The 24,791-nt window shown below is 62.8% G+C and carries 16 protein-coding genes (1 of these 16 cut by a window edge); 15 read left to right on the plus strand and 1 reads right to left on the minus strand.

The features are described 5' to 3' along the window. From JQ572_RS32445 to JQ572_RS32485, 9 genes are all read left to right on the plus strand, one after another. On the plus strand, nt 1-9,436 hold the 3' end of the coding sequence (locus JQ572_RS32445) for an LEPR-XLL domain-containing protein (protein WP_211386901.1). It extends 19,319 nt beyond the left edge of the window; 9,436 of the gene's 28,755 nt are visible here — the last part of the coding sequence; its start codon lies beyond the left edge, outside the window; its stop codon occupies nt 9,434-9,436. Nucleotides 9,437-9,466: 30 nt separating this feature from the next. Beyond that, a complete protein-coding gene (locus JQ572_RS32450) occupies nt 9,467-10,276 on the plus strand; it encodes a SapC family protein (RefSeq protein ID WP_211386902.1) in 810 nt (269 codons plus the stop codon). Between the two features lie 122 nt (nt 10,277-10,398). Then, nucleotides 10,399-12,261 (plus strand): GAF domain-containing protein, encoded by a 1,863-nt coding sequence (locus tag JQ572_RS32455; RefSeq protein WP_211386903.1) that lies wholly within the window; start codon nt 10,399-10,401, stop codon nt 12,259-12,261. Nucleotides 12,262-12,274: 13 nt separating this feature from the next. Further along, nucleotides 12,275-14,422, plus strand: a complete 2,148-nt coding sequence (locus JQ572_RS32460) for a peptidase M50 (protein WP_211386904.1) — start codon at nt 12,275-12,277, stop codon at nt 14,420-14,422. Continuing rightward, nucleotides 14,415-16,430 (plus strand): preprotein translocase subunit SecA, encoded by a 2,016-nt coding sequence (locus JQ572_RS32465; RefSeq protein WP_211386905.1) that lies wholly within the window; start codon nt 14,415-14,417, stop codon nt 16,428-16,430. The genes JQ572_RS32460 and JQ572_RS32465 overlap by 8 nt, the downstream gene beginning before the upstream one ends. Then, a complete protein-coding gene (locus JQ572_RS32470; protein WP_211386906.1) occupies nt 16,427-17,305 on the plus strand; it encodes an efflux RND transporter periplasmic adaptor subunit in 879 nt (292 codons plus the stop codon). The genes JQ572_RS32465 and JQ572_RS32470 overlap by 4 nt, the downstream gene beginning before the upstream one ends. Nucleotides 17,306-17,393: 88 nt before the next feature. Then, a complete protein-coding gene (locus JQ572_RS32475) occupies nt 17,394-17,657 on the plus strand; it encodes a cold-shock protein (protein ID WP_211386907.1) in 264 nt (87 codons plus the stop codon). 250 nt (nt 17,658-17,907) lie between these two features. Next, on the plus strand, nt 17,908-18,153 hold the full coding sequence (locus tag JQ572_RS32480; RefSeq protein WP_211386908.1) for a hypothetical protein: 246 nt from the start codon (nt 17,908-17,910) through the stop codon (nt 18,151-18,153). A 165-nt stretch (nt 18,154-18,318) separates the two neighbouring features. Then, the gene (locus JQ572_RS32485) at nt 18,319-18,531 is read left to right on the plus strand and encodes a hypothetical protein (protein ID WP_211386909.1); all 213 of its coding nucleotides are present in this window, start codon (nt 18,319-18,321) and stop codon (nt 18,529-18,531) included. Between the two features lie 61 nt (nt 18,532-18,592). Here JQ572_RS32485 and JQ572_RS32490 read toward each other — a convergent pair whose 3' ends face one another. Then, a complete protein-coding gene (locus tag JQ572_RS32490; protein WP_211386910.1) occupies nt 18,593-19,096 on the minus strand; it encodes a pilus assembly protein N-terminal domain-containing protein in 504 nt (167 codons plus the stop codon). Nucleotides 19,097-19,969: 873 nt separating this feature from the next. Between JQ572_RS32490 and JQ572_RS32495 the strand changes: the two genes are divergently transcribed. The 6 genes from JQ572_RS32495 to JQ572_RS32520 all read left to right on the plus strand — a co-directional run bounded on the left by JQ572_RS32495 (nt 19,970) and on the right by JQ572_RS32520 (nt 24,705). Further along, nucleotides 19,970-20,182: a hypothetical protein gene (locus tag JQ572_RS32495; protein ID WP_211386911.1), complete on the plus strand. Its 213-nt coding sequence runs from the start codon at nt 19,970-19,972 to the stop codon at nt 20,180-20,182. A gap of 127 nt (nt 20,183-20,309) precedes the next feature. Beyond that, nucleotides 20,310-20,525: a Flp family type IVb pilin gene (locus tag JQ572_RS32500; protein WP_211386912.1), complete on the plus strand. Its 216-nt coding sequence runs from the start codon at nt 20,310-20,312 to the stop codon at nt 20,523-20,525. A gap of 83 nt (nt 20,526-20,608) precedes the next feature. After that, the gene (locus tag JQ572_RS32505) at nt 20,609-21,115 is read left to right on the plus strand and encodes an A24 family peptidase (protein ID WP_211386913.1); all 507 of its coding nucleotides are present in this window, start codon (nt 20,609-20,611) and stop codon (nt 21,113-21,115) included. 1 nt (nt 21,116) lies between these two features. Next, nucleotides 21,117-22,073, plus strand: coding sequence for a Flp pilus assembly protein CpaB (cpaB, locus tag JQ572_RS32510; protein WP_211386914.1), 957 nt, complete (start codon nt 21,117-21,119; stop codon nt 22,071-22,073). After that, complete coding sequence (locus JQ572_RS32515) at nt 22,073-23,269, plus strand: CpaE/TadZ family protein (RefSeq protein ID WP_211386915.1); 1,197 nt, start codon at nt 22,073-22,075, stop codon at nt 23,267-23,269. The genes cpaB and JQ572_RS32515 overlap by 1 nt, the downstream gene beginning before the upstream one ends. A 188-nt stretch (nt 23,270-23,457) precedes the next feature. Further along, entirely contained in the window at nt 23,458-24,705 is a 1,248-nt protein-coding gene (locus JQ572_RS32520) for a TadA family conjugal transfer-associated ATPase (protein ID WP_249129610.1), read from the plus strand. Nucleotides 24,706-24,791: the final 86 nt, after the last annotated feature.

Below are 24,791 nucleotides of genomic sequence, written 5' to 3' on the forward strand. Positions count from 1 at the left end.
ACGGGTCAGTCTGCAGGAAACGGGTGGACTCCAGCCCGTGCAGCTCTTCACCGGCAACATCACGGTGACCAGCGTCGATGCGCACACGGTCATCATCACGCGCGCCAGCGGTTCCGAGACTGGCAGCTTCATCGGCGACGGCTTCCTGCCCGGCCAGCGTATCCGGATCGAAGGCACCGGCATCGCCGGACTTGATAACGGCGATATCAATTCGCCGAGCGGCTTCTATACGATCGATTCGGCAAATGACGCCGTCACCGCGAGCACCATCCGTCTATCGGATGCCGGCGGCGCTGTGCTGCCGACAGCCTTTGGCACGTACAATACCGACGACAACAAGACCGTGGCGGTCGATATGGTCGTCGAACGCGGTCGCTACACTGGAAACGTCGACTACAGCGTCACGAATGTTCCGTTCCAGCTCTTCACCGGCAATATTAGCGTGTCGGGCAACGTCATCACCCGCAACGATGTCGGCAGCTTCAAGAACGACAATTTTGCCATTGGGCAGGTGATAACCATTCTCCAGGCGGACCAGAGCCCCCTGGGGACGGCATTTACAGTGACCGGGGTGAGCGACTCGCAACTGACCCTCAGCGGCATCCCGGGCGCGGGACCGTCGTACCAGAACGTCAGCATCAGGAAGATGCTGGACGTGCTTGTCCGCAAGGACGGCACAAGCTGGCTCGACAGCGGCTTCTTCGAGGGCGAACTGATCAAGATCAAGGGCATCGGCGGCGACAAGATCGAGAAGATCGATCTCATCACCGGCACCACGCCGGACAAACTCGATATGCTGGTGCTGACCGACCACCCGGCATCGGGCCTCTACAGCGGATCGCTCGGCGGCAACGGAAACAACGTTCCGGTCACGGTCATCCAGATGGCCGCGCGCGTGACCTATACGCCGCCCAGCCCGCCCAAGCCCGATGCGAGCTATCCCGACACCGGCAATTGGTATCAGCAGGTCACGGTTCAGCTGATCGCAGACCCGTGGTTCGATATCCAGCCGGGTCACGAGAACTTCCGCGCCTTCCCGAAGGTTGCGCACCGGCTCGATGGCATTCGCGGCCCGCTGGCGGTTGAAGGCGGCACCACTGCGGCCGACCGCTCGCTGGTGCAGGCCGTGCTGTTGCCGGGCGAGGCCAATGGGCCGCTCTTCAACATCCCGCCGCAGCCCCCGGAAACGCAATCGATCGACGTCCTCAACATCTACAACGACGGAACAGTCGCCAACGATACGGGCACGCTGACCTCGACGGCCCTGTCGGGCTTCGAGATGGGCGGGACTCTCGACTTCAGCAAGTTGCTGGCGGGGGCACCGGCGCCGTTCGGCGAGTCTGTCAAGTATCCCGGCGGCATCAGCTACGGATCTATCGTCGTCGATCCGGTCACGCATCAATTCAGCACCGACGCAAGCCATTCGACGATCGAGTCGGTGAACATCTTCCTCGGCTCGGGCAACGACCGGCTGGACATCAACAGCACGCTGATTCCGGGCCCGGATCACAACGCCGATGGCACGATCGGGCTGGTCTCCGAACACGGCGGTCTCACCACCGTGCATGGCGGCGGCAACGCGCCGATCCAGATGACGGCCGGCATTGCGCCCAGCAACGCCTTCAACATCACGCCGAGCCTGGGCGGCAAGATCGGCACGCTCGAGCGCACGGACGGTCGCTCGTGGGTGGATGCCGGCTTCGCGGTTGGCCAGCAGGTCATGCTGAGCGTCGACACGGTTGGCGGCTCCGTCACCGGTTCCTACACGATTACTGCGATCCTCGATCAGGACCTCAAGCCCGGCAGCATCCTGGTTCTGCTCGGCGCCAATGGGGCCCCCGCACTGACGGTTCGGACCAATGCCACCGGCACGATTTCCGTGACCGACTGGCTGCAGGTGACCAGCGCCTTCGACGTTCAGGCGGATCGCATCATCCGTCGCGACGGACTGTCTTGGGACAATCTCGGCTTCGCGGCCGGGCAGCAAGTGTCGTTCTCGCTGTCCAACGGCAGTGTCGGAAATGCCACGGTCCTTGGGTTCGACAACGCCAGCACGCCGTCCGGCACCGGCTACGGCAGTGCATTGCTTCTTGGCAGCACGACGCTGACCCCTGCGACTGGTCTTCTCGGCACCGTCGCCGTGACCAGCCGTAACGTGGTGTCCGGTCCGTTCACTGTCGCGGCGAAGTCTCTGACGCGCAGCAGCGGCAGCTGGATTGCCGACGGTTTCGCCAAGGGCCAGGCGATCGCCATCGACGGACAGCCGGGCGTGTGGTTCGTGACCGACGATCCCACCAGTACGAAGCTGAAGCTCACGGGTGGCGATTTGACAGCGCTGCCTGCGATCCAGAAGGTGGCAGTCATCCGCATCGGCGGCGATGCGATCAACGTCAACGGCACGACGGAATACATCAACGGCACCAACACCGTCGCGGCGGCTCTCGCCGGCGATCCGCAAGGAACGACCAACCGCATCACCCGGTCGGATGGCCACGGTTGGGCTTCGGACCATGTAGGCGACAGCGCGTTTGCGGTCGGCCAGCAGATCACCATTACCGGTGAGTGGACATATGGCGGCGTCGCATTTGCGCGCAATGCCAACGGTGACACGATCACGCGCAGCAGCGGAAGCTGGATATCGGACGGCTTCATGGCCGGCGAGACGATCGTGCTCTCGGGTACGACCAGCACCAACGGCAATCTGACCAACAACGGCAACTTCACGATCAGGAGCGTGACGGACTCGACCCTCACCCTGACGGCGGTCAACACGGTCGTGCCTACGGCCGGCACCGAGCCCGTGACGATCGGTATCAGTGGCAATTTCCTGGTGACAGGCTTCGACCAGAGCTCCGGCGGCGTTGCCGGCGACACGTTGCTCGTCAAGGGCGCCGTCGGGCTGCCCATCTTTGCGGCCCCGATGACGGTCAGCGTCGATGCGCCGCTGGTCGTCTACGGCGACACGACGCAGGATGGTATCTGGTACAACGGCAAGGCCGACAAGGCCTCCTCGCTCGGCAAGTTCAGCAACAAGCCGCAGCCGCATATGGACAACGTGCAATTCGTCATGGGGACGCCGTCCCTGGGCCAGGCCAACCCCGAGATCGACGGCTTGGGCCTCGAATTCTCGACGTTTACGACCCTGGAAGGTACGTTCGGCGTCATCAAGCGCACGACCGGCGATTGGAACGGCAGCACCGATCTGACCCGCTTCCTGGTCGACGGCCTCATTACGATCGACGGCACGCCGATTGGCAATGTGAAGACACTCACCAGGACCGACCCAGCCCACCCGCTGGTCTATAACACCCTGATCCTGAGCGATCTGACGCCCGCCTTCACGACATTCGCGAATGGCAACCACACGATCAAGGAGTGGAACAGCGGCACGATCAAGCTGCAGCCCGGGCAGGGCGTGTTCGACCCAGGCTTCGTGCCGGAAGGCCTGATCGCCATCGGCGGGTCCTACCAGGTCGCGTTTGCCCGCGCCAATAGCGGCGACACCATTACGCGGCTTGACGGCGGCAGCTGGCTGACTGAAGGCTTCGCAAAGGGCCAGACGATCTCGGTGTCGCTGACCACCTACAACAATGTCAACTTCACGCTCGTGGACGTCACTGCGAATACATTGACCCTGGAGGTCAAGAACAGCGTCATTCCGACGACACTGGCCGATCCGGGAGCGCCGACGATTACCGAAGGCGCGCGTATCGCCGCTGACGTCGGCGCGGTTGCGGTTGCGGGTTCGCAGTATAGCGTAACGTTCGCGAAGCACGCTGGCGGCGACACTATCACCCGGAATGACGGCGGCAGCTGGATCGCCGATGGCTTTACGGCCGGCAAGAACATTGCCGTGTACGGCACGCCCGACGACACCAACTCGCCGTTCTCGCCGGCGAATCCCGGTCCCGGTAACAAGCAGGTATTCAAGGTCGTCGGCGTGACGGCGAATGTGCTGACGCTGGATCCGTTGAACAGCGTTGTCGAAGAAGGTCCGGAGCAGGCGATCATCTCCGGGCAGGGCACCAAGGTCGATACGCTGTTCATGTTCGACCTGAAGCCCGCCTTCCTGACGCTGACCAACAACGGCAATTCGACGCCCACGCTCACGCGCACCATCGTCGAACGCAACAGGCTTGGTCAGAACGCCGATTTCTACGTGTTCCCGCTGGCCAACGAGTACAGGTACGCCGGCAACGACGTGATCGACGCACACAACCTGTTCGGCGACGTTCCGGCCGGGCAATTGCCGACAGTCGGTATCACGGCTTATGGCGGCAAGGGTGACGATACGATCATCGGCAGCCAGGCCGGCGATCATCTCGCCGGCGGGTCGGGCAACGACACGATCATCGGCCAGCGCGGCGTCGACCACATCTACGGCGACTCCGGCTTCAACGTCGACGTCATCACGCGCGTGCTCAACGTGGCCCAGACGGCGGGCAACAGCGGCACCACGGTGCTCGACAACGTTACCGACGGCGGCAATGACTTGATCTACGGCGACGCGCCGGGATCGACGGCAACCGATGCATTCGGCGACTATGACGACGTGATCTTCGGTGACTTGGGCGACATCGGCCAGGCCACCTCCGGCTGGCGCGATACCACCAAGCCGGTCTTGCTCACGCCGCAGCGCATCGAGACGACGCTATTGTCCCGCACCATCGTCAGCCAGTCGCGGCAGTACGGCGGCAACGATACGATCTTCGGCAACGGCGGCGAAGACATCCTGATCGGCGGGATGGGCAACGACTCGATCGACGGCGAGAACGGCCGCGACCTCGTGTTCGGCGACAACGTCGCGCTCAACCGGACGACACATCTTGGCGACTTCCGCAACGGGCGGTTCGAGACGCTTTCAGGTACGCAGATCTACAGCACCGGCCTCAGCACCGACGCGTTGGCTGCCGGCCTGGATTACGCCAATGGTCTGCCGCAAGCCGATCCGCGCGGCCATGGCAGCTGGGGTGACTACCTGATCACCCTGTTCGACCACGGGAACGACACCGTTCTGGCTCCCGCGGGCTCGTACGGCAACGACTACATCGCCGGCGGCGCGGCTGACGACATGATCTTCGGCGAGATGGGTAACGACGTGACGCAGGGCGACGGCTCGATCGAGTACGTATCCCACACGCTGATCGACAATGGTGACGGCACCGCCGGCTACTCCACCGCGATCGGCGGGCGGGTCGGCGTCCTCAACGTCGCTGGAAACATCGCCGGCAATCCGTTCCGTGACGCCAACAATGCCCTGTTCCTGCGTCCGTCATTCGATGGAGCAGGCGACGGCCAGGATTACATCGAAGGCGGCGGCGGCAACGATATCCTGTTCGGCAACCAGAACCAGGATGACCTGATCGGCGGCAGTTCCGATCTGTTCAATCTCAATTCGCCGGCCAAGCGGCCCGACGGCTCTGACCTGATCCTCGGTGGTTCCGGCCGCGCCATCGCGCGCAACGCGATCGGCGACGCGACGATCGACGGCAACTCGTTGATTGCAACGACGCCGAATGGTCATGCCAACGACTCCGATTCGATCGTCGGCGACAACGGCGACGTCATCCGCCTGGTTGGCATCAAGGGCCAGGTTGCGCCACCGGTCGGCGCGCTGGTCATCGCCGGCACGGTCACGCAGGCGGGCAACCCGGTCCAGACGCTGAATGGCTTCCTGTCGTTCAACTACGACAATTACAACAGCGCGGTCGGTTTCGTGCGCATCATCCCGCGGGTCGACCGGTTGCTCGACTATACGCCGGGCGGCGTCGATTTCGACCCCGTGCACCAGCCATCCGATATCGGTGCAGCCGATGAGCTGCATGGCGAATCCGGCGATGACTTCATCTATGCCGGCAAGGGTGACGACTGGCTGTACGGCGAAGGCCAGGACGACGATCTGATCGGCGGCTATGGTAACGACTGGATCTCCGGTGGTACCGGTTCGGACGGGATCATCGGCGACGACGGCCGCATCTTCACCAGCCGCAACAGCCTGAGCGCCGATTCGGCTAATGCGACCTATCTGGTCAGCGTGGGCGAACCGCTATTCGGCATCGCGCCGCTGCTTTCCAGCGACGCCGATCCGAAGTACAGCAACGGCAACGCGCTGAACGAGTACATCTTCACGCCGGGCAACATGCAGACCGACACTATCAATGTGAGCGGTGCCCTGAAGAAGACCGTCGATCTGACGCCGTTCAGCTCCGATCCGACCTTCAACGGGACCGCCGACGAGTTCTCGGTCGCCGGCACCAAGAACAACGCGGCCGCAAGCGATGGAAAGACGCATCGGCACAACGACGACATCATCTTTGGCGGCCTGGGCAGCGACTGGATCCACGGCGGCTCCGGCGACGATTCGGTGTCGGGAGCCGAGGCGCTGAAGCTCTCCTACACGCAGACGCAGGACAGCTTCCTCGATCTGAACGGCATCGCCGAGACCGATTACTACCATCCGTACAACCCCGGCGACGCGCTGCGCTTCAATCCGACGGATCCGGACGGCAAGTTCACCCATCCGCACATCGCGAACCGTACGGGCGAGTTCGCGCTGTACGATGAGAACAATCCGATGCGGAAGATTCTCCTCAAAGCGGATGGGACCGCCAGCAGCACGGGGTCCGGCCTCGAGTGGTTCCTGAACTTCGACCAGACCGAGGGTGTCCTGCGGCCGGGCGGTACGACGCCGGGCAACCAGAACCAGTCCGTGACGTACGGGCCGGTCCGCGACGACGGCAACGACGATATCTTCGGTGACAACGGCAACGACTGGATCGTCGGTGGCACGGGCCGCGACCACACCTATGGCGGCTGGGGCAACGACCTGCTCAATGCGGACGACGACCTGACGACCGCGAATGGGTTGAACAACGTCCCGGAGACCGCGCCGACCTACGAGGATCGGGCCTACGGCGGTGCCGGCAAGGACGTTCTGATCGCCAACACGGGCGGCGATCGGCTCATCGACTGGGTCGGCGAGTACAACAGCTATCTCGTGCCGTTCTCGGAGTTCGGCATGGCGACGGTCAGTCGTACCATGCAGCCGTTCCTGCATCACTTCCTGTATGCGGAGTCGCTGAGCGACGGCGTCGACGCCACGCGCTACTCCGACCTGAACAATGGTGCGCTGCCGCCGGCGCCGACCAAGGCGAACGACCCGATCCCCAGCCGCAACGGCGAGCCGGCCGGCGAGCTCGGTCTGGTGCTGCAACAGGATGCGGCCTGGCACGCCCAGACCGGCGCACCGACTGACCCGCAGGCTGGTAACACGCCGGGCACGCAGCGCGATGTGCTGCGCAGCGCGAGTTACGCGCCCAATACCGTGACCGGCATGTTCGCCGATAGCGGCAGCTGGTCCGTGGCCAACAGTGCCTACCAGAACGCTACCGTGAAGGTGAGCGGCGACAACATCAGCCTGTTCGACCTCGATGCCTGGCTGCCTGGCAACTTCTTCGAAATCCAGTCGACGATGAAGGTTTCGAGTGGCGGCATCCTGCAGAACGGCTTCATCATTTTCGACTACCAGGGAACGACAAACTTCAAGTACGCGGGTATCGACGTCACCAACAACACCATCAAGATCGGCCAACGTTCAGACAGCGGTTGGACGGACCTTGCAACGCTTTCGGCGGGCAAGCCTGGACTGGGTTTGAACTCGCAGAACACCCTGCTGCTCACGGTCAACGGAACCACCGCAAGCCTCGCGGTGACGAGCGCAAACGGAGGCAAGGCCGCGAGCGCGCTGAAGGTGTCGTATACGTTCAACGCTCCGCTGAACACAGGAATGGTCGGCGTTGGCACGAACAACTCGATCGCTGCCTATACGTCGTACACGGTCCAGAGATTGCCGATCAGCTTCACCTATAATGTACTGGAGGACTTCTCGGACGGCGTCGCAAATAACTTCGCCGCCCAGACCGGGACATGGACCACCACCAGTGGAACGAATGGCCGCTATACCGCGGTTCCGCCATCGAACAACGCTGCCTTCACCACGCGGTCGCTGGCGGTGGCGCCGCTGTCTTATGTCGAATATTCGGCGACGGTGAACGCTGCGAAGGCCGGCACATCGGCGGGGCTCACCTTCGCTTACACGTCGACCAACGCCTTCCTCTATGCCGGCATCATCGCGGGAACCAACCAGGTGGTGCTGGGCCATCGCAGCAACGGCACTTGGTACGTCGATGCCGTCGCCAGCACGACCATCTCAGCCGGCAGCGACTACAATCTGCTCGTTGCCCTGTCCGAGGGCGTCGTGAACAACGTCAACGTGGTGCTCAACGGCAAGAGCGTCCTGAGCTTCAACTACAATATCCTGGTGCACGACGGCAGCCTCGGACTGTACGCGCGCAACGGCAACGCGTCCTTCGACAACGTGCTGATCCGCGGTGACGATATCGCCTATGCCGGCGGAGGTACGCCGCAGGTCGCCGCACTGGCGGCGCCTCCGGCGACCGATCTCGCCGTCGTGACGGCCGACCAGCTGGCGGCGATTGTCGCTACCGCCAGGCAGGCGTGGACCGCTGCCCTCGGGCCGACCGACCCGCGCCTGTCGATCCTCGATCAGGTCACGGTCCTGATGGCCGACCTGCCGGATCAGATGCTGGGCGCCACGACCGGCTCTACGATCGTTCTCGATCCCGACGCCGCCGGTTGGGGGTGGTTCATCGACCCGACGCCCGGCGACAGCAGGGAGTTCACGATCAGGCTGTCCGGCGAGGTATCCGAAGCTGCATCGTCGAGCCCGGCCGCCAGACGCATGGACCTCCTCACGACCGTCGTCCACGAGATGGGCAATGCCATGGGATTGCCCGAAGACCTCGGCGACGACGTGGCCGGCATGACCTTGCGCGCCGGTGAGCGACGGCTGCCGGAGCCCGCCGGGCATCCAGGGCCGGCTTCCGCGGCACTGCTGCAGAGCGCAGCTGTCGTTCAGGCAACGGCGCCGCAAATGACGCTGATCCCGGTTGCGACTGCGGCGTCGACGTTCACGGTCGCGCCGCCGGTGCAGGCGGTGGCCAAGGCGGACGAGCCCAGCGGCATTACGCTGATCTCGAACATCCTCCTGAGCCCGAACGCCAGATCCCAGATCGCGGAGTTCCGTGGTGCAACCGAGGATCCCGGCAAATCCTTCGTCTCGCTGTCGGCAAGCCTGACGGGTGGTACCCCGAGCAGCGCTGCAGTCTCGCAAGACGAAGTATCTTCGCCGGAGCATCACTCCTCGCGGATTATCAATAGCGCGAAGGAAGCAACCAGCATAAACTGGCATAACAGTCTTGATGCCGTGGAGAATCTCGCCTCCGGACCTTCAAATGGTTCGCAGGAGTGGCTCGACGACTTCCTGAACCATGTGGGGCAGAACAAGGCCCAGTGGAATCCGAACGCAAATCTCCGCGTACGCCCATCGTCGATTAATGATGCGGGCCATGCCTGAGCCCGAAATTGCAAGGGAAGGAGCTTAGTAATGACGGCGCAATTGTTGATTTATGAAACTGTTATTCCGTTGTCCGCCGCGCGTCACCGGGGTTGCGCAGTCGAGATCGCGAGAAATTATGGCTTCAGCAGCAAGACCAATTCGGTGCCGTTGATGGCTGTCGAGTTTCCCGCTGCCTCATCCGAATATGCCATTGTGTTTGCCGGCACCAAGGACAACGTCATGCCGGCCGTTATCCTCGGCGTGCGCGACAGCGAGAACCTGTTCCTTTCGCAGGATTCCAAGTGGGACGCCAAGTATGTCCCCGCTTTCCTGCGTCGTTATCCGTTCGTGTTCTCGACCAGCTCCGACGGTGAAAGGTTCGTCCTCTGCATCGACGAGGACTATTCGGGATTTAACCGTGACGGTCGGGGACAAAAGTTGTTCGATGACGACAACAAGCCGACCCAGTATGTCCAGAACATCCTGACCTTCCTGCAGGAATATCAGACCCAGTTCAATCGCACCCAGGCCTTCTGCCGCAAGGTGCGCGAGCTCGATCTGCTCGAGCCGATGCAGGCACAGGTCGAACTCGCCTCTGGCGAAAAGCTTTCGCTCGCGGGGTTCATGGCGGTGAATCGGGAGAAACTGAAGGCTCTGCCCGGTGAAAAGCTTGCCGAGCTGGCCAAGACCGACGAGCTCGAGCTGCTCTATCTTCACCTCCAGTCGATGCGCAACTTCCAGGCCCTTCCGTCGCGCCTCGCGGTCGTGAAGGGAGCGACTGAGCCGGCGATTGGGCCTGACGATGCCGCAGGGGCGGAAACAGGCGATCGCCTGAATGGGGCGAGAGCATCCGCCTAGAGAACGGGTCACGCCGTGTCCCCGTGTGATTGCAACGCCTCACCGGCGCCTCCGTCGCCCGCGCCGCGATGCCGTCCGCCATTGCGGCATCGCGGGCATAGTCCCGAGAGCGATGAGTAGCCATGACCACTGCGTCCCCGATCTATTCCTTCACCGAGGACGCAGCGCGCGCCGAATCGATAGCCTGGGCGAAATTCTCGGCAGCCAAGGACAGTGCGGAGTTCTGCGCGAGCTGGCTCGCGATCCTTTGCATGCAGGTTGAGCGGGTTGGCGGAGGCCTGTTGTTGCTGGGGCCCGACAAGGATGGCTCCTATGTTCCGGCGGCGGTGTGGCCTCACCCTGGTCTGGACATGCAATATCTCAGCCCGGCCGCCGAACGGGCTCTGACCGAGCGCCGCGGAATCGTGCTGCCCTCGGAGGGGCATGGCGCGTTGCGTGAGCACCACGCCTTTATCGGCTATCCGATAGAAGTATCCGGCACCCTGCACGGGGTCGTCGTGCTCGATATCGGGCCCGGCCCGGAAGCTGCACTACAGCGGGCTTTGCGGCTGCTGCATTGGGCGAGCGCTTGGCTGATCGACCAGTTCCGCAAAGGCGCGCTGGAGGAACGCGACGCACGGCTCGCGCGAATGGGCCTTGCCATGGATATCGTGGCGACCGCCATGCAGGAGCGCCATTTCTCCGCGGCGGCGCTAGCGGTCGCCAACGAACTTGCTGGACGCCTGGCGTGCGATCGGGTGAGCGTGGGACTCGAGCGCTCGGGCAGCGTCGAAGTCAAGGCGATCTCGCATACTGCAACCTTCGACCCCAAGATGGATCTTGGTCGGCGCATCGGCAACGCCATGGACGAGGTGCTGGACCTGGACGTCGCGCTCGTGTTTCCGCCGCGCGACGACGTGGAGAGCGCGGCACTCGCGCATGCCGATCTCGCGCGCGAGTACAGGGATATTGCGGTCTGCTCGGTGCCGCTCGCAGACGGCGGTCATGCAACCGGCGTGTTGACCCTGGAACGGGCCGCGGGCGAGCCGTTCGACACCGAAACCATCGAGCTGTGCAAGACGGTTGGCGCGCTGCTTGGTCCGATATTGAAGCTCAAGCGTGAGACGGAACGCGGCGTCCTGAGGCATGCCGCGACCTCGTCGTACCGTGGCCTGGAGCTCTTGTTCGGACCGCGTCATCCCGGCGCGAAGCTCATCGCGCTTGTGCTGGTCGGCGTCATCCTGTTCTTCAGTGTCGCGGCGGGCACGTATCGTGTCGCGGCAAAGACGGTGATCGAAGGAGCGGTGCAGCGGATCGCCGCGGCACCGTTCGACGGATATATCGCACAAAGCTTCGTTCGCGCAGGCGACACCGTGCGTGCCGGGCAGGTATTATGCAAGCTCGATGACCGGGACCTCAAGCTCGAACAGACGCGGTTGTCGTCCGAGCGCGAGCAGCTCGACCGCAAGTATCGGCAGGCGCTGGCTGCACAGGAGCGTGCGACCATGACGATCCTCAAGGCGCAGATCGAGCAGGTCGACGCCATGCTGTCGCTGGTCACTGACAAGCTTTCTCGCGCCACGCTGCTTGCTCCCTTCGACGGCGTCGTCGTCGCGGGCGACCTGCAACAACTCCTCGGGACGCCGGTAGAATTGGGCAAGATGCTCTTCACAGTCGCGCCGTTGGACAGCTATCGCGTTATCCTGCAGGTCGAGGAGCGAGACATTTCCTACGTGAAGCTTGGTCAACAGGGCGAACTCACCTTGTCGGGTATCCCGCACCGGCGGATGGACTTCTCGGTCGAGCAAATGACGCCGGTGTCGACAGCCCAGGAGGGCCGCAACTACTTCCGGGTGGAGGCGCGGCTCCAAAATGCATCCGAACGCGTGCGACCAGGTATGGAAGGCGTTGGAAAGATCGATGTCGGCGAACGCAAGCTGATCTGGATCTGGACGCACAATTTCGTGGACTGGGTCCGCCTGTCGATCTGGAGATGGCTGTTCTGATTGCGAGGTTGTGGTGAACGCGCCGTTGCTCAGCAGTTGGTGGTATCGTGTCGCAGCGCGAAAGCCAAAGTTGCGCTCGCACGCGCGATTGCATCGGCACATCTATCGTGGCGAGGTCTGGTACCTCTTGCAGGACCCCGCTTCGTCGCGGGTGCATCGCTTCAGCCCTTCGGCTCGGCTGATTGTCTCGCTGATGGACGGAGCACATTCCGTCGAACAGTTGTGGGAACTCGCGAACAGGCACCTGGGTGAAGAGGCGCCCAGCCAGGACGAGCTAATCCAACTGCTCGGTCAACTGCATGCCGCTGACCTGCTGGAGAGCGATGTTACCCCGGACGTCGCCGAGCTTTTTGCGCGCAGCGAGCGCGAGCAAAAGGCGCGCCATTTGCGTTCTTATGGCAATCCGATGGCGATCCGCATCCCGCTGTTCGATCCGGATCGGATGCTCAATCGGTGGGCGGGTCTTGTACGGTTTGTCTGGAGCGGCTGGGGGGCCATCGCCTGGCTCGCAATCGTACTTCCCGCCTTCATCCTGGTCTGGCCGCATTGGCCGGAGCTCAGCCACAATTTCAGCGACCGCGTATTGGCGATCGACAATTTGTTCATTATCTATCTGGTCTTTCCGGCGATCAAGGCGTTGCACGAGCTGGGACATGCCTCCGCCACCAAAGCCGGAGGTGGAGAGGTCCACGATCTCGGCATCATCCTGCTGGTCTTGCTGCCGGTTCCCTACGTCGATGCGTCGGCCGCCACGGTTTTCAGGTCCAAGTACCGACGCGCTCTTGTCGGTGCCGCCGGGATGGGCGTCGAACTCTTTGTCGCGGCGATCGCGTTTTATATGTGGCTTCTGGTCGAGCCGGGTTTGGTGCGAGCGATCCTGTTCAATGTCATGTTGATCGCGAGCGTGTCTACGCTTCTGTTCAACGGCAATCCGCTGCTTCGCTACGACGCCTATTACATCCTTGTGGATCTCATCGAAATTCCAAATCTGGCGGCGCGGTCGACGCGCTACTGGGGTTATCTGATCGAGCGATACCTGCTCGGCGTCTCCGATCTGGAGCGTCCTGAGGCTTCGGGCATGGAGCGGGCGTGGTTCTTCTTCTACGGTTTTGCTTCGACCGTCTACCGCATCATGGTAACGATCATGATCGCGTTGTTCATCGCGGGACAGTTCTTCTTCATTGGCGTTATTCTCGCCGTCTGGGCGGTGGGGGCGATGGCGATTCTGCCGGTCGTCAAGGCGGTGCGGCATCTCGTCGAAAATCCCCGCCTGCACAAGCATCGCGCCCGTTCTATCGCGATCGCGGCAGGTCTCGTGCTCGGCTCGGCTGTCTTGCTGCTCGCCGTGCCGATGCCCTACCATTCCAACGTGGAAGGAGTGCTATGGCTGCCTGAAGAAGCAATGGTACGTGCCGCTTCGAATGGCTTCGTCCATGAACTTCTGGTTACGCCGGGAACGCAAGTCGCGCAGGGAGATCCGCTTATTGAGAGCCGCGAGCCGACGCTCGTTGCGCAATTGCGCAGGAACGAGGCCAAAGTGGAGGAGCTGCAGGCCGAGTATGCTGCGCAATTTGTATCGGATCGCGCCAAGGCGCAGCTTGTTCGCGATAGACTTCAGCTCGAGCGCGCCAATCTGAAGCTGGCTCGGGAGCGCGCTTCCGACCTCATCGCTCGTGCCCGCAGCGATGGCGTGTTCGTGGTGCCTCAAATGGTCGACATGCCCGGGCGCTATTACCGTCGGGGCGAGCTCCTGGGTTACGTTGTTGGAAACGCGACGCCGCTGGCGCGTGTTGTCGTGCCGCAGGAGGCGGTTGATAGGGTGCGCCTTACGACCGATCGCATCCAGGTTCGTCCGGTGGACCAGCCGCGCCTGATTTTGGAGGGACGTGTATTGCGGGCGGTGCCTGCTGGTGGCGAATACTTGCCCAGCGCGGCGCTTGGCGTGGAGGGTGGTGGAGATTTCGCGGTTGATCCGCGCGATGCGAAGGGACCCAAGACGCTGCAGCGGACCTTTCAATTCGACATCGAGCTCCCAGGCCTGGAGGCGGTGGATCATTTCGGCCAGCACGTCTTCGTTCGGTTCGAGCATCGGATGGAGCCACTTGCGGTCCAATGGTATCGCAGCGTCAGACTGCTATTGTTGACGAACTTCCATGTCTAAAAGCGTTATGGAACTAGATCATCGCGAACTGGCGGTTGGCCGTCCCTATCCGGAGCGCGCGGATCGCGAGCCGGCAGTGCACGATCGGGTGGCCGAATACCTGGCGAAGGATCTGATCCAACGCGCGTTCAGAGGGCTGCGGGATCCCGTTCGGGCCTTGACGCCTATCGTCGAGCACGCCGCCGCACATGAGAGCGCTCTGCGGATCATGAGCGACGAAGAATTGCGTCTGCAGGTGCCCATTATCCGTGCGAAACTGCGAAACTCGGGCTTTACGCCGCCGCTCGTCGGCCGATGCTTTGCGCTGGTGCGGGAGGCGGGGTCGCGGACCATCGGTCAGCGGCACTATGACGTCCAGCTGATTGCGGGATTCGGGCTGCTGAAGGGCAGATTGGTGGAGATGGCCACCGGGGAAGGCAAGACCATTGCCGCGACGCTGCCTGCGGCCACCGTAGCGCTTGCCGGCTATCCCGTTCATCTGATTACCGTCAACGACTATCTTGCCGAACGTGACGCGGCCGAGATGAGGACGCTTTATGAGTTCCTGGGCCTGAGTGTCGGGGCGGTGGTGCAGGGCATGCCGAAAGCCGAGCGGCGTCGAGCCTATGCGTGCTCGGTCACATATTGCACCAACAAGGAGCTTGCATTCGACTACTTGCGCGACCGTGTGGCTTTGGCGCACCGAAGCAGCAGTCTGCACCTCTCGCTCGAACGGTTGCGCGGCAGCCTGCAGCGTGACGAGGATCTCGTGCTGCGCGGGCTCTATTTCGGCATCGTCGATGAAGCCGATAGCATTTTCATCGATGAAGCGCGCACGCCGCTGATCCTGTCGTCGTCGACGGGGGCAGCCGAGGAAAGATTGCAATGCGATCAGGCCCTTCAGTTCGCGAGCTGCCTTGTTGCGGGAGAGCACTATGAGATCGATCTCGCAGAGCGAAGTCTGGCGTTGACCAAAGAAGGTCGCCGGGAGATTGGTAGACTCGCCGAGGGGCTGCAAGGCGTCTGGAGTTCGCATCGTGCTCGCGAGGAGCTCTTGACCCAGGCCCTCTCCGCGATGCTGCTGTTCAACCGCGATCAGCACTATGTCGTCATCGACGGCAAGGTGCAGATCGTGGACGAGTCGACGGGACGCGTGATGCCCGACCGCTCCTGGGAGCGCGGCCTGCATCAGCTTATCGAGATCAAGGAAGATTGCGAGTTGACAGAGCGACGCGAGACGCTCGCCCGCATCACCTATCAACGCCTGTTTCGTCGCTACATTCGCCTCTCGGGAATGACGGGTACCGCCCGTGAGGTCGCGCGGGAGATCAAGTCCGTGTACGGACTTGACGTCGTTCGCATCCCGCTGAACCGGCCCTCGCAACGCCGCGTTGCCCGTCCGCTGGTATGCACAACTCCGGCTGAAAAGCTGCGGATGATTGCCGACAGGGTGGAGCGGCTGGCTGTGGCCGAGGGCAGGGCGGTGTTGATCGGCACGCGCTCGGTAGGGGCGTCCGAGGAGATCAGCGCCGCCTTGAATGCACGTGGCATCACGCACGCGCTTTTGAATGCGAAGCAGGACCAGGATGAGGCGGAGGTGGTCGCGAAGGCCGGCGAGCCCGCGCGAGTGACGGTCGCGACGAACATGGCGGGGCGCGGCACCGATATCCGGCTTGACCCAGGCGTTGCCGCGCGAGGCGGCCTGCACGTAATCCTGACCGAGTACCACGATTCTCGGAGGGTCGATCGCCAGCTGTTCGGCCGCTGCGCACGGCAGGGCGATCCCGGCAGCTGCGAGGCCATCGTTTCACTTCAGGACGACGTGTTCATGATCCATGCAGGATCGATGACGCGCATGATCGCACGTCTCGTCGGCAGCGGCATGCCTGTTCCGCTGCGAATCTACCAGTCGTTGCGCTGGCTGGCTCAATTCCAGGCGGAGCGACGACATGGCTACGTGCGCGTCCAGAATGTAAAGCTGGATCGCCGGCTCGACCGGGTGCTTGCGTTTTCGGGGAGGGGAGAATGAAACAAGCTCGAGACAGCGACGACGCGGAGCGTCCGGCCGTATCGGGTGCCCGGCGCTGGGTGCTCGCCATTCTGGCCGTCTCGGTCGCCGCGGGAGCAGGGTGCGCCAATGCGCAGGAGAGAAAGCCGGAGGGGCAATTCGATTGCCTGATTCAGCCGAAAATGGTCCTCAAGCTCGGAACGTCGGTGCCGGGCCTGTTGAGCGAGATGCTGGTCGACCGTGGCGACATCATAAAGAGGGGCGAGGTTGTCGCGCGGCTTGAGTCGGGGGTCGAGCAGGCGGCGGTGTCGCTGGCGAAGACCCGTGCCGAAAACGAGGCGACGGTTCGCTCAAGCATGGCCAAACTCGAGTTTCAGCGGCGGAAGGACGAGCGATCCAAGTTGTTGCGCAAGAACGACTCGGTCTCGGCCGCGGTCGCCGATGAGGCGGAGACGAGTGCGCGGGTGGCCGAGCAGGATGTCGAGGAAGCGAAGGTCAATCTTGCCCTTGCGGGGCTGGAGGTGGCTCGCGCCAACGAAGTCCTGAAGCTGCGAACCATCCGGAGCCCCATCGACGGCGTGGTGGTGGAGCGCAAACTCGGCCCGGGCGAGTATGCGTTCGACCAGGCCCATCTCCTGACGGTTTCGCAGATCGATCCGCTGTTGGTTGAGGTCTATGTTCCGCTCAGCCAATTCGGAAAGATTCGTGTGGGTGCGTCGGCGGAGGTTTATCCCGAGGAGCCGGTAGGAGGCCGGTACGCCGCACGCGTGACGGTCGTCGATCAGGTGTTCGACGCGGCGAGCGGAACGATCGGCGTTCGTCTCGAGCTGCCGAATCCGAACTACGCGATTCCTGCCGGGCTCAAATGTCGCGTCCGGTTTCCCGGCGTCGGCTGACACGAGGATCGAGCGCATGAGGAAATCCGGATAGTCCGTCCGCAGCAATTCCCGGAGCCACGCGTCTATTGAACTGAAAGGTTGCAAGATGCTGGAAGGTACGATCAAGACATATCACGGCGACAGGGCATTCGGCTTCATCAGGCCGGATTGCGGCGGCACCGACATCTTCTTTCATCTCAAATCATGTTCCCCCGGCCTCGTTCCCGAGGCCGGTGCCCGGGTGAGCTACAACATGGCGCCCGATCAGCGCTCCGGCAAGCGGCAGGCCGTCAGCGTCAGGGTTCTCGCCAATGCGCACAGCGTGCCTGTCCTGACGCGCTATCTCAGATCGCCACGCTTGCCGCGCTAGTTGCCGGATTGCCAGGACACGCGTCGCCAATTGTGTTCACGTTTTGCCTGTTGGAGCGGCCTCATGCGGCCGACATGATTGCGGGGGACATCGTGCTTAGTCGGCTTCGAAAGCTCGTATTCAACATTCGGCACCGCAGGCCCGCCGCCCGCTTTGCCGAGAGCGTGCGGCGAGTGAGCCGGCTGGCGCGGCTCATGGCCGTGATGCCGCGAAGGCCTCGCCGCAGGCCGGCCGAGACCAGCGAATAGCGATGCCGGCCGATTTCGACAGCGGCGGCATAGCCGACAGGGAAACGCTCGTTCGTCGCCTGCTGAGGCGCGCCGTCGGACGCGTTCGGCGCCCACGAAAGCCCGCACCGGAGGTCCCGTTCGGCCGCGAGAGCGACCCCAACGTTGAATTTGCAGACCGCCAGACGGGCGGGACGGCCTGGCTTCTGGGGGCGCTGTCGGTCTTCGTGGCGGTCTATGCAATCTGGACGAAGCTCGGCGCGTCCTAGAGCGCGATCCGCACCCGGTGGGAATGACCGCCGGCCCTTGCGCTCTCCGGGAGGTTGAGAAATGCTGGGCCTTTAACCATGGGGGCGGCAATGCGATTCTGTCTGGCGGTTAGTCTTGTTTTCCTTTGCTCTGCCGCCGGCGCCGCCCGCGCGGAATCCGCCTACATGGTGGACGAAAGGCCGTGCCCCGATCAGGACCCCGCGCTGCGGCCGCCGCGAGCCGGCGAGTGGTGCGACTACGTCACCAAGATCAAGAGCTGCCATGGCGATCTGGCGGAGCGCGTCTTCCGGCAACCCCGCGCACCGTCCTACCTCGTGTCCGAGGTCGGGGTGGAGCATCCCCGCCGTCTGATCTGCCACCAGGACCAGGACGACTAGCATTCCAGGCCGCGTCATCCCCTGACGGGCGACGCCTGCGGTCTTGCCTCAGCGACTTGCCTCAGCGAACCTCCCGCGTCGTGGTGGCGCTGTTGCCTTCGCCCTTGCCTTGCGTCTCCGATATCACCGTCGAGTAAGGCTTCGGCCCGATGTCCGGATCGGCGCGACCGCAACCGACATCGGTGCAGTAAAAGCCGACATAGTCCTTCGTCACCTTCATCTCGAAGCCATAGACCCTCACGAGGCGACCGGCGTCCGCGACGGCGATGTAGGAGCGGTGGACCACGTGGCCGTCCTGTGCATAGGCGGTCATGAGGACCTGGCCGGCGCCGAGCGCCCGGATGGTGAAGGTGCGGTCGGTCTCCGGCCTGATCTCCGCAATGCCTTCGGCCGACACGGAGAACCTGGTCACGGGCTGCTCGAACGTAAACGTCCGCGTCTGCCCGTTGCGCATCTCGATGGTGTCCGCCCCGATCACCTCCCGCGGCGCGGATTGAGCGTTCGCCATGCCGATGGTGCCGGCGAAGATCGCGGCACTGATCGCGCCGAAAAGAAAAATGCGCATATGCCCTATCCCGCTGATCAAAGGAATTCAGGATGAACGTGCAATGTCAGCACGCTAATTGGAGGCGCGTACAAATACAATCGCAAAGCGGGGCGCCAGGCACACGGCAACGCGGTTTGCCGTCGCGGACAAGCCGGTCAGTGCTTCGGACATCCGGAAAAGCGCCTGGACATTGAAGCTTTAATCGAGGCGATTGCGCGCCCGGACTTTTACGAGGGGTGACGATCTCGCCGATCTCTCGGGTCGGCCATAAATAACTCGGGCCGGCCGTAAACGGCAGTAATGCTGACGTAAACCCGCTGGCGAAGCCGTCCTGAAACCATTTCCCGGATCTGCCGACGTCAGGCCGAAACCTCGGCGGGCCAGTATCGCGGCTGTTCAAGATGATGGGGATGCGACATGTGGGCAATTTTCAACGACCTGTACCGCGACTACTGCCTGGCCCGAATGACCGAGATGCGGAAGTTCGAGCTGACGCATTAAACAGGATTTAAGGCGTGCGGCACCGGCAACCCGCCGAACAAGCTGCCGCGCGCTTTCATGGCCACGCTGGCATAAATTCTGGATTATCAGAAGTTAATTGCCCGTATTCCCACGGGGCCTGAATTTAATCCCCGCCGTTCCCCGCTGCGCGCTTGATGAATTGCTGATCCGTTCGGCTGGTTTACAGGCAGCTTTTGCCTGCTTGTCAGGCTGCGGCCGCGGAACCTTAACTATTCCGACTCATCCGGGCGTTGTGGCCTGCCAAAGTAAGGTTAAAAAACGATTAGCGGGTGACAACCATTTGGAGACATACTACAATTTTTTTGTTGGCAGGGGGTCTGTCTTTGCCGGCGGTTTTCCAAGTTTTATCTCAGTAAAAGGATTTCTCCCATGTTGAAGTTTTACATCAAGACCTCGGAAGCCCTGAAGCAGCTGCGCGCGGACGCGCGCGGCGTGGTGTCGTTCGAATACGTGATCGTCGCCGCCTGCATCGTCGGCGCAGTGGCTGCTGCGTTCGGTACCGGTGGTGCTGGCGCCATTTTCGACTCGCTGAGCGCTGCGATCACGGCGATCGCTGCAAAGGTCACGGCGGCTGTCGCCTGACAGGACTCCTCGGCTCCGGGAGGGGGGCCGAACCGCGCCCCCCCTTCCACCTTTTACCGCATTCATTTGATGCGAGGTTTCGTTTTTCTGAAAATCATACAGTCGGGCCAAAAAAGGGATTTTCCCTGTGCTGAGGTATTATGTTCGATCCATTGATGAGCTGAAGTCTCTGCGCGCGGACAAGGATGGCGTGGTGTCGTTCGAATACGTGATCCTCGCAGCCTGTATCATCACCATGGTGGCTGCCGTGTTCAATGTTGGAACCAGTGGCACCATCAAGAACACACTGTCGAATGCAATGAGCACCATTGGCACCGCTGTGATTACTGCCGTTGGCGGTTGATGTTGATTCGGGCGTCTGCGGCGGGAGGCATTGAAATCTGCATATTCGACTACTGCATTTGAATAAGTTTGAGGCCGCGTTTTATGAGTTGGATTGTTTCCATAGCCTCGATTCTGGAAATCCTGTTGTTGCTCTATGTCGCAACGCTCGATGTGGCGACACGATTGATCAGAAATGAAATTTGCCTGGCGCTGGCGCTGCTCGGCATCGCCAGTCAATTGGCCAGCCCGATGCAGATTGCCCAGTCGCTGCTGTCGGCAGCGATCCTGTTTTTGCTTCTGCTGGTCGCCTATACGCGGCGATGGATGGGCGGCGGTGACGTCAAGTTGCTGGTTGCCCTGGCGGTCGGTCTTCCGCTGACGGGCCTCGTCCAGTTGATGACCGTCACCGCTCTGGCCGGCGGTGGTCTTGCCATGGTGCATCTGATGATGCGCAACCTGCCTTATCCCCGGTTGGCGCCCGCCGGATCGTCGCTGGTGCGCCGCGTCTACGCGGTCGAGCGTTGGCGTCACTTGCGACAGGCCCCGCTGCCTTACGGCGTCGCCATAGCGTGCGGTGGTATCTGGACCATTTTCAGTCGAGGATTTTGACATGTCGTCTGGTTTGCGCCTCTCGATCATTCTGGTGTTGTTGCTGGCAACGACGGCGCTCGGGCTCATCGCCTACAACATGAACCTGCCGAGGCAGCTCCCGGTCGAGATCGCCGAGAAGGGCCCGGCGGCGCCTGCGACCGTCGGGTACTTTGTTGCGGCGCGTCCGCTGCCAAGGGGTACGCTGGCCCGCGACGAAGATTTCACCATTCGCTCGGCCCCGCCGGAGCGTGTTCCGGCAGGTGCCATCCTCGAAACGCCCGATACCAAGATCGGGCTTCCCGGTTCGCTGGTTCGCAGGTTCGTCGAAGCCGGCAGCCCGGTCACGTTGCAGGACATCCTGCGCCCGCGGGATCGGGGTTTTCTCGCCAGCGTGCTGGCGCCGGACAGCCGCGCCATCAGCATCAAGGTTGACGAGGAATCCGGCGTCTCGGGCCTGATCAGGCCCGGCGATCATGTCGATGTCGTCCTGACCCAGGTGTTCGAGAAGGCGGATCCCGCCCGGCGCGCCCTGAGCGAAACCATCCTTCGCAACGTGCGCGTCATCGCCATCGACCAGGAGATCGTGCAGGGCGGGCGATCCGTCGGCACCGCGCTCGGCAAGATGGCGCAGACCGTCTCGCTGGAGCTGGCCCAGGAGCAGGTGAAGAAGGTCACGGTCGCAAAGCAGCTCGGAACGCTCTTCCTCGCCGTACGGGCAGCAGTTGACGAGTGGGACAAGGGTGACGCCGGCGTCATGTCGAGCTGCGATGTGTCGCCCGAACTGGCTCGCCAGAATGCGGTTGCCAGCCAGCGAACGGCGGTCGTCGTTCATTCGGGCGGCGAGGTCAAGCAATATACGGTCAGGAGGCAGGACGCGGACGAGAGCGATGCCGCCGTGAGCTGCGATGGTCCGTCGTCGGAATCCGCGCGCGAGACGACGACGGCGATGGGTTACAAGCTGCCGGAGAAACATTGATGAACGTCGCCGTGGTCACTCCGCCCGAAGAAACGACATCCGTCGTCTCGCGCAATCGCATCGTCTGTTTCGTCAATGACGAGATCAGTGCCGCGGCGCTTGCCAAGGGCCTCGAAGGCAGCAATGTGCTGATCAGGCACGGCACGATCCGCAATGCGATACGGATGCTCGAAACCGACACCGACCTGTTCGCACTGGTGACGGATATCAGCGGGATCGACGATCCCTTTGCCGAACTGGAGAGACTGGCCGGCGTGTGCCCGCCCGATGTCCGGGTGGCACTGATCGGCGAGAACAGGGAGATCACCTTCTATCGCCAGCTGATGGAGCTCGGCCTGACCGAGTACCTGCCGACACCGCTGACGCGGGACATGGTGCTCGACCAGTTGCGGCCGAAGCTGCTTGGCGACGCCGCGCATGCCCACACCGAGCGTGGCGGTCACGTAATCTCGATTTGTGGCGCGCAGGGGGGCGCCGGCGCGACGAGTGTTGCCATCAATCTCGCGCTGCAGGTGGCGGAGACCACCAAGGCCAAGGTTGCGCTGCTCGACCTTCATCTGCAGGGCGGCGAAACCGCGGTCATGCTGGGTGTGCGGCCCGGGCCGGGGCTGCGGATCGCCCTCGAAAACCCGATGCGCGCCGACACATTGTTCCTCGAGCGCGCGGCGATCGAGGTCAATGAACGGGTCTTCCTGATTTCCGCCGACGAGGAGCTGGATGCGCAACTCGACATCACGGAAGAGGGGGTGCGGCACGTGCTGGGTCTGCTGCGCCAGCGCTTCAATTACGTCGTGGTCGATATCCCTGTCCCGTTTCCGCCGTCCATGCATCCGGTGATCAATCTGTCGCGTCACGTGCTGGTGCTGCTGGAAGCCGAGGTGACCGGACTTCGCAATGCCCATGCATTGCGCTCCGCCGTCACCAACATCGCCGGCAAGGATCGGGTCTTCACGCTGCTCAACCGTGCCAATCGTGCCGGCGGCCTTCCCAGGGCAACCATTGTCAAGGCCCTCGGCTCGGAACCGGACATGGTGATTCCCGATCTCGGGAAGGGCATGACCCAGGCGGTCAATCTCGGCATTCCGGCTCTCAAGCACGTCAGGGGATTGCGACGTCACCTCGCCCCGATCGTCCGCGAGATCACCGGAATCGGCGCCGAGCGGAAGGGACGGTTGAGGAGGCTGCTCGGGCTATGAACAAGAAATTTGGCAGGCGCGAAGACGACATGCCGGCTCGCTCGCCTGGATTGACCCCGGATTCGCCTTCATTGATACCGAGTTCGCCGGTACCGACTGCAAGCGCGCCTTCATCGCCTCCGAGCCTGCCTGCACCGGTGCCGAGCCCAGCGCCAAGGCGCGACGCCCACGCGACCCACCATCCCGTAATGCCGGCTTCGCTGCGCGAACGTGTCATTGAGCAGATCGATCCGTCGGCGGCCGCAACGGTTTCGCGCGATGTGCTTCGGCGACAGATCGAGGAGATCATCCACGGGATTGCCAACGAGGAGCGGCTCGAACTGTCGGGGCGCGAGCAGGTTCTGCTGGCAGACGAGATCGCGGACGACATGACGGGCTATGGCCCGCTTCGTCCGCTTCTGCTCGACCAGACGATCAGCGACATCATGATCAACGGCCCGGCCAACGTCTATGTCGAGCGAAGCGGCAAGCTGGAGCGGATCGCGGTACGGTTCCGCGACAACGATCATATCGCATCGGTGGCCCAGAAGATCGCCGCCCAGGTCGGCCGTCGTATTGACGAATCCAGCCCGATGGTGGATTGCCGCCTGCCGGACGGCAGCCGGGTCAACATCATTTTCCCGCCGCTCGCGATCCGCAGTCCCTGCATTTCCATCCGCAAGTTTCCAAGTCGCCGCCTGGGCCTGGCCGGAATGATCGAGAACGGCTCGATGACCCCCGCCATCGGACAATTGCTGGAGATCGCCGCGCGGTCCCGCCTCAATGTCCTGGTCTCGGGCGGCACTGGGTCCGGCAAGACGACGCTGCTGAACGCCATGAGCCAGTTCATCGATCACAGCGAGCGCGTCGTCACCATCGAGGATGCTGCGGAACTGCAGCTGCAGCAGCCCCACGTGATCAGCCTGGAGACCCGGCCCCCCAGCCTCGAAGGCACCGGGCAGGTGACGCAGCGCGACCTGCTGTGGAATGCCCTGCGCATGCGTCCCGACCGGATCGTGGTCGGCGAGGTCCGCGGCGCCGAAGCCTTCGACATGCTGCAGGCGATGAACACCGGCCATGACGGTTCGATCTCCACGGTGCATGCCAACAGCACCCGCGACGCCCTGACCCGCATCGAGAACATGGTGCAGATGGGGCAGGTCAACCTGCCGTCGCGGGCGATCCGATCCCAGATCGTCGCCGCGCTGGATCTCATTGTGCAGGTCGAGCGCATGCGGGATGGACAGCGTCGCATTATCCAGGTCAGCGAGGTGATCGGCCTGGAAGGTGACGTGATCACCACCAACGACATCGCGGCCTTCGAGTACAAGGAGGAGGATGTTCACGGGCGGATAATTGGCAGCTACAAGTCCGCCCACGCGGTCCCAAAGTTCAAGAGTCGTCTCGTCTATTTCGGGCTCGAGAAAGCCTGGGCCGAGGCCATGAGGCAGATATGATACCGCAGTCCGTCATTGTCGCCGTTCTGGCCCTCCTGTTGTGCGCAATAGCCGTGTCGCTGTGGCTGGACGGGCGAGAAAGACGC

The organism is Bradyrhizobium sp. SZCCT0153, assembly GCF_018129995.1.
Taxonomy (GTDB): domain Bacteria; phylum Pseudomonadota; class Alphaproteobacteria; order Rhizobiales; family Xanthobacteraceae; genus Bradyrhizobium; species Bradyrhizobium japonicum_G.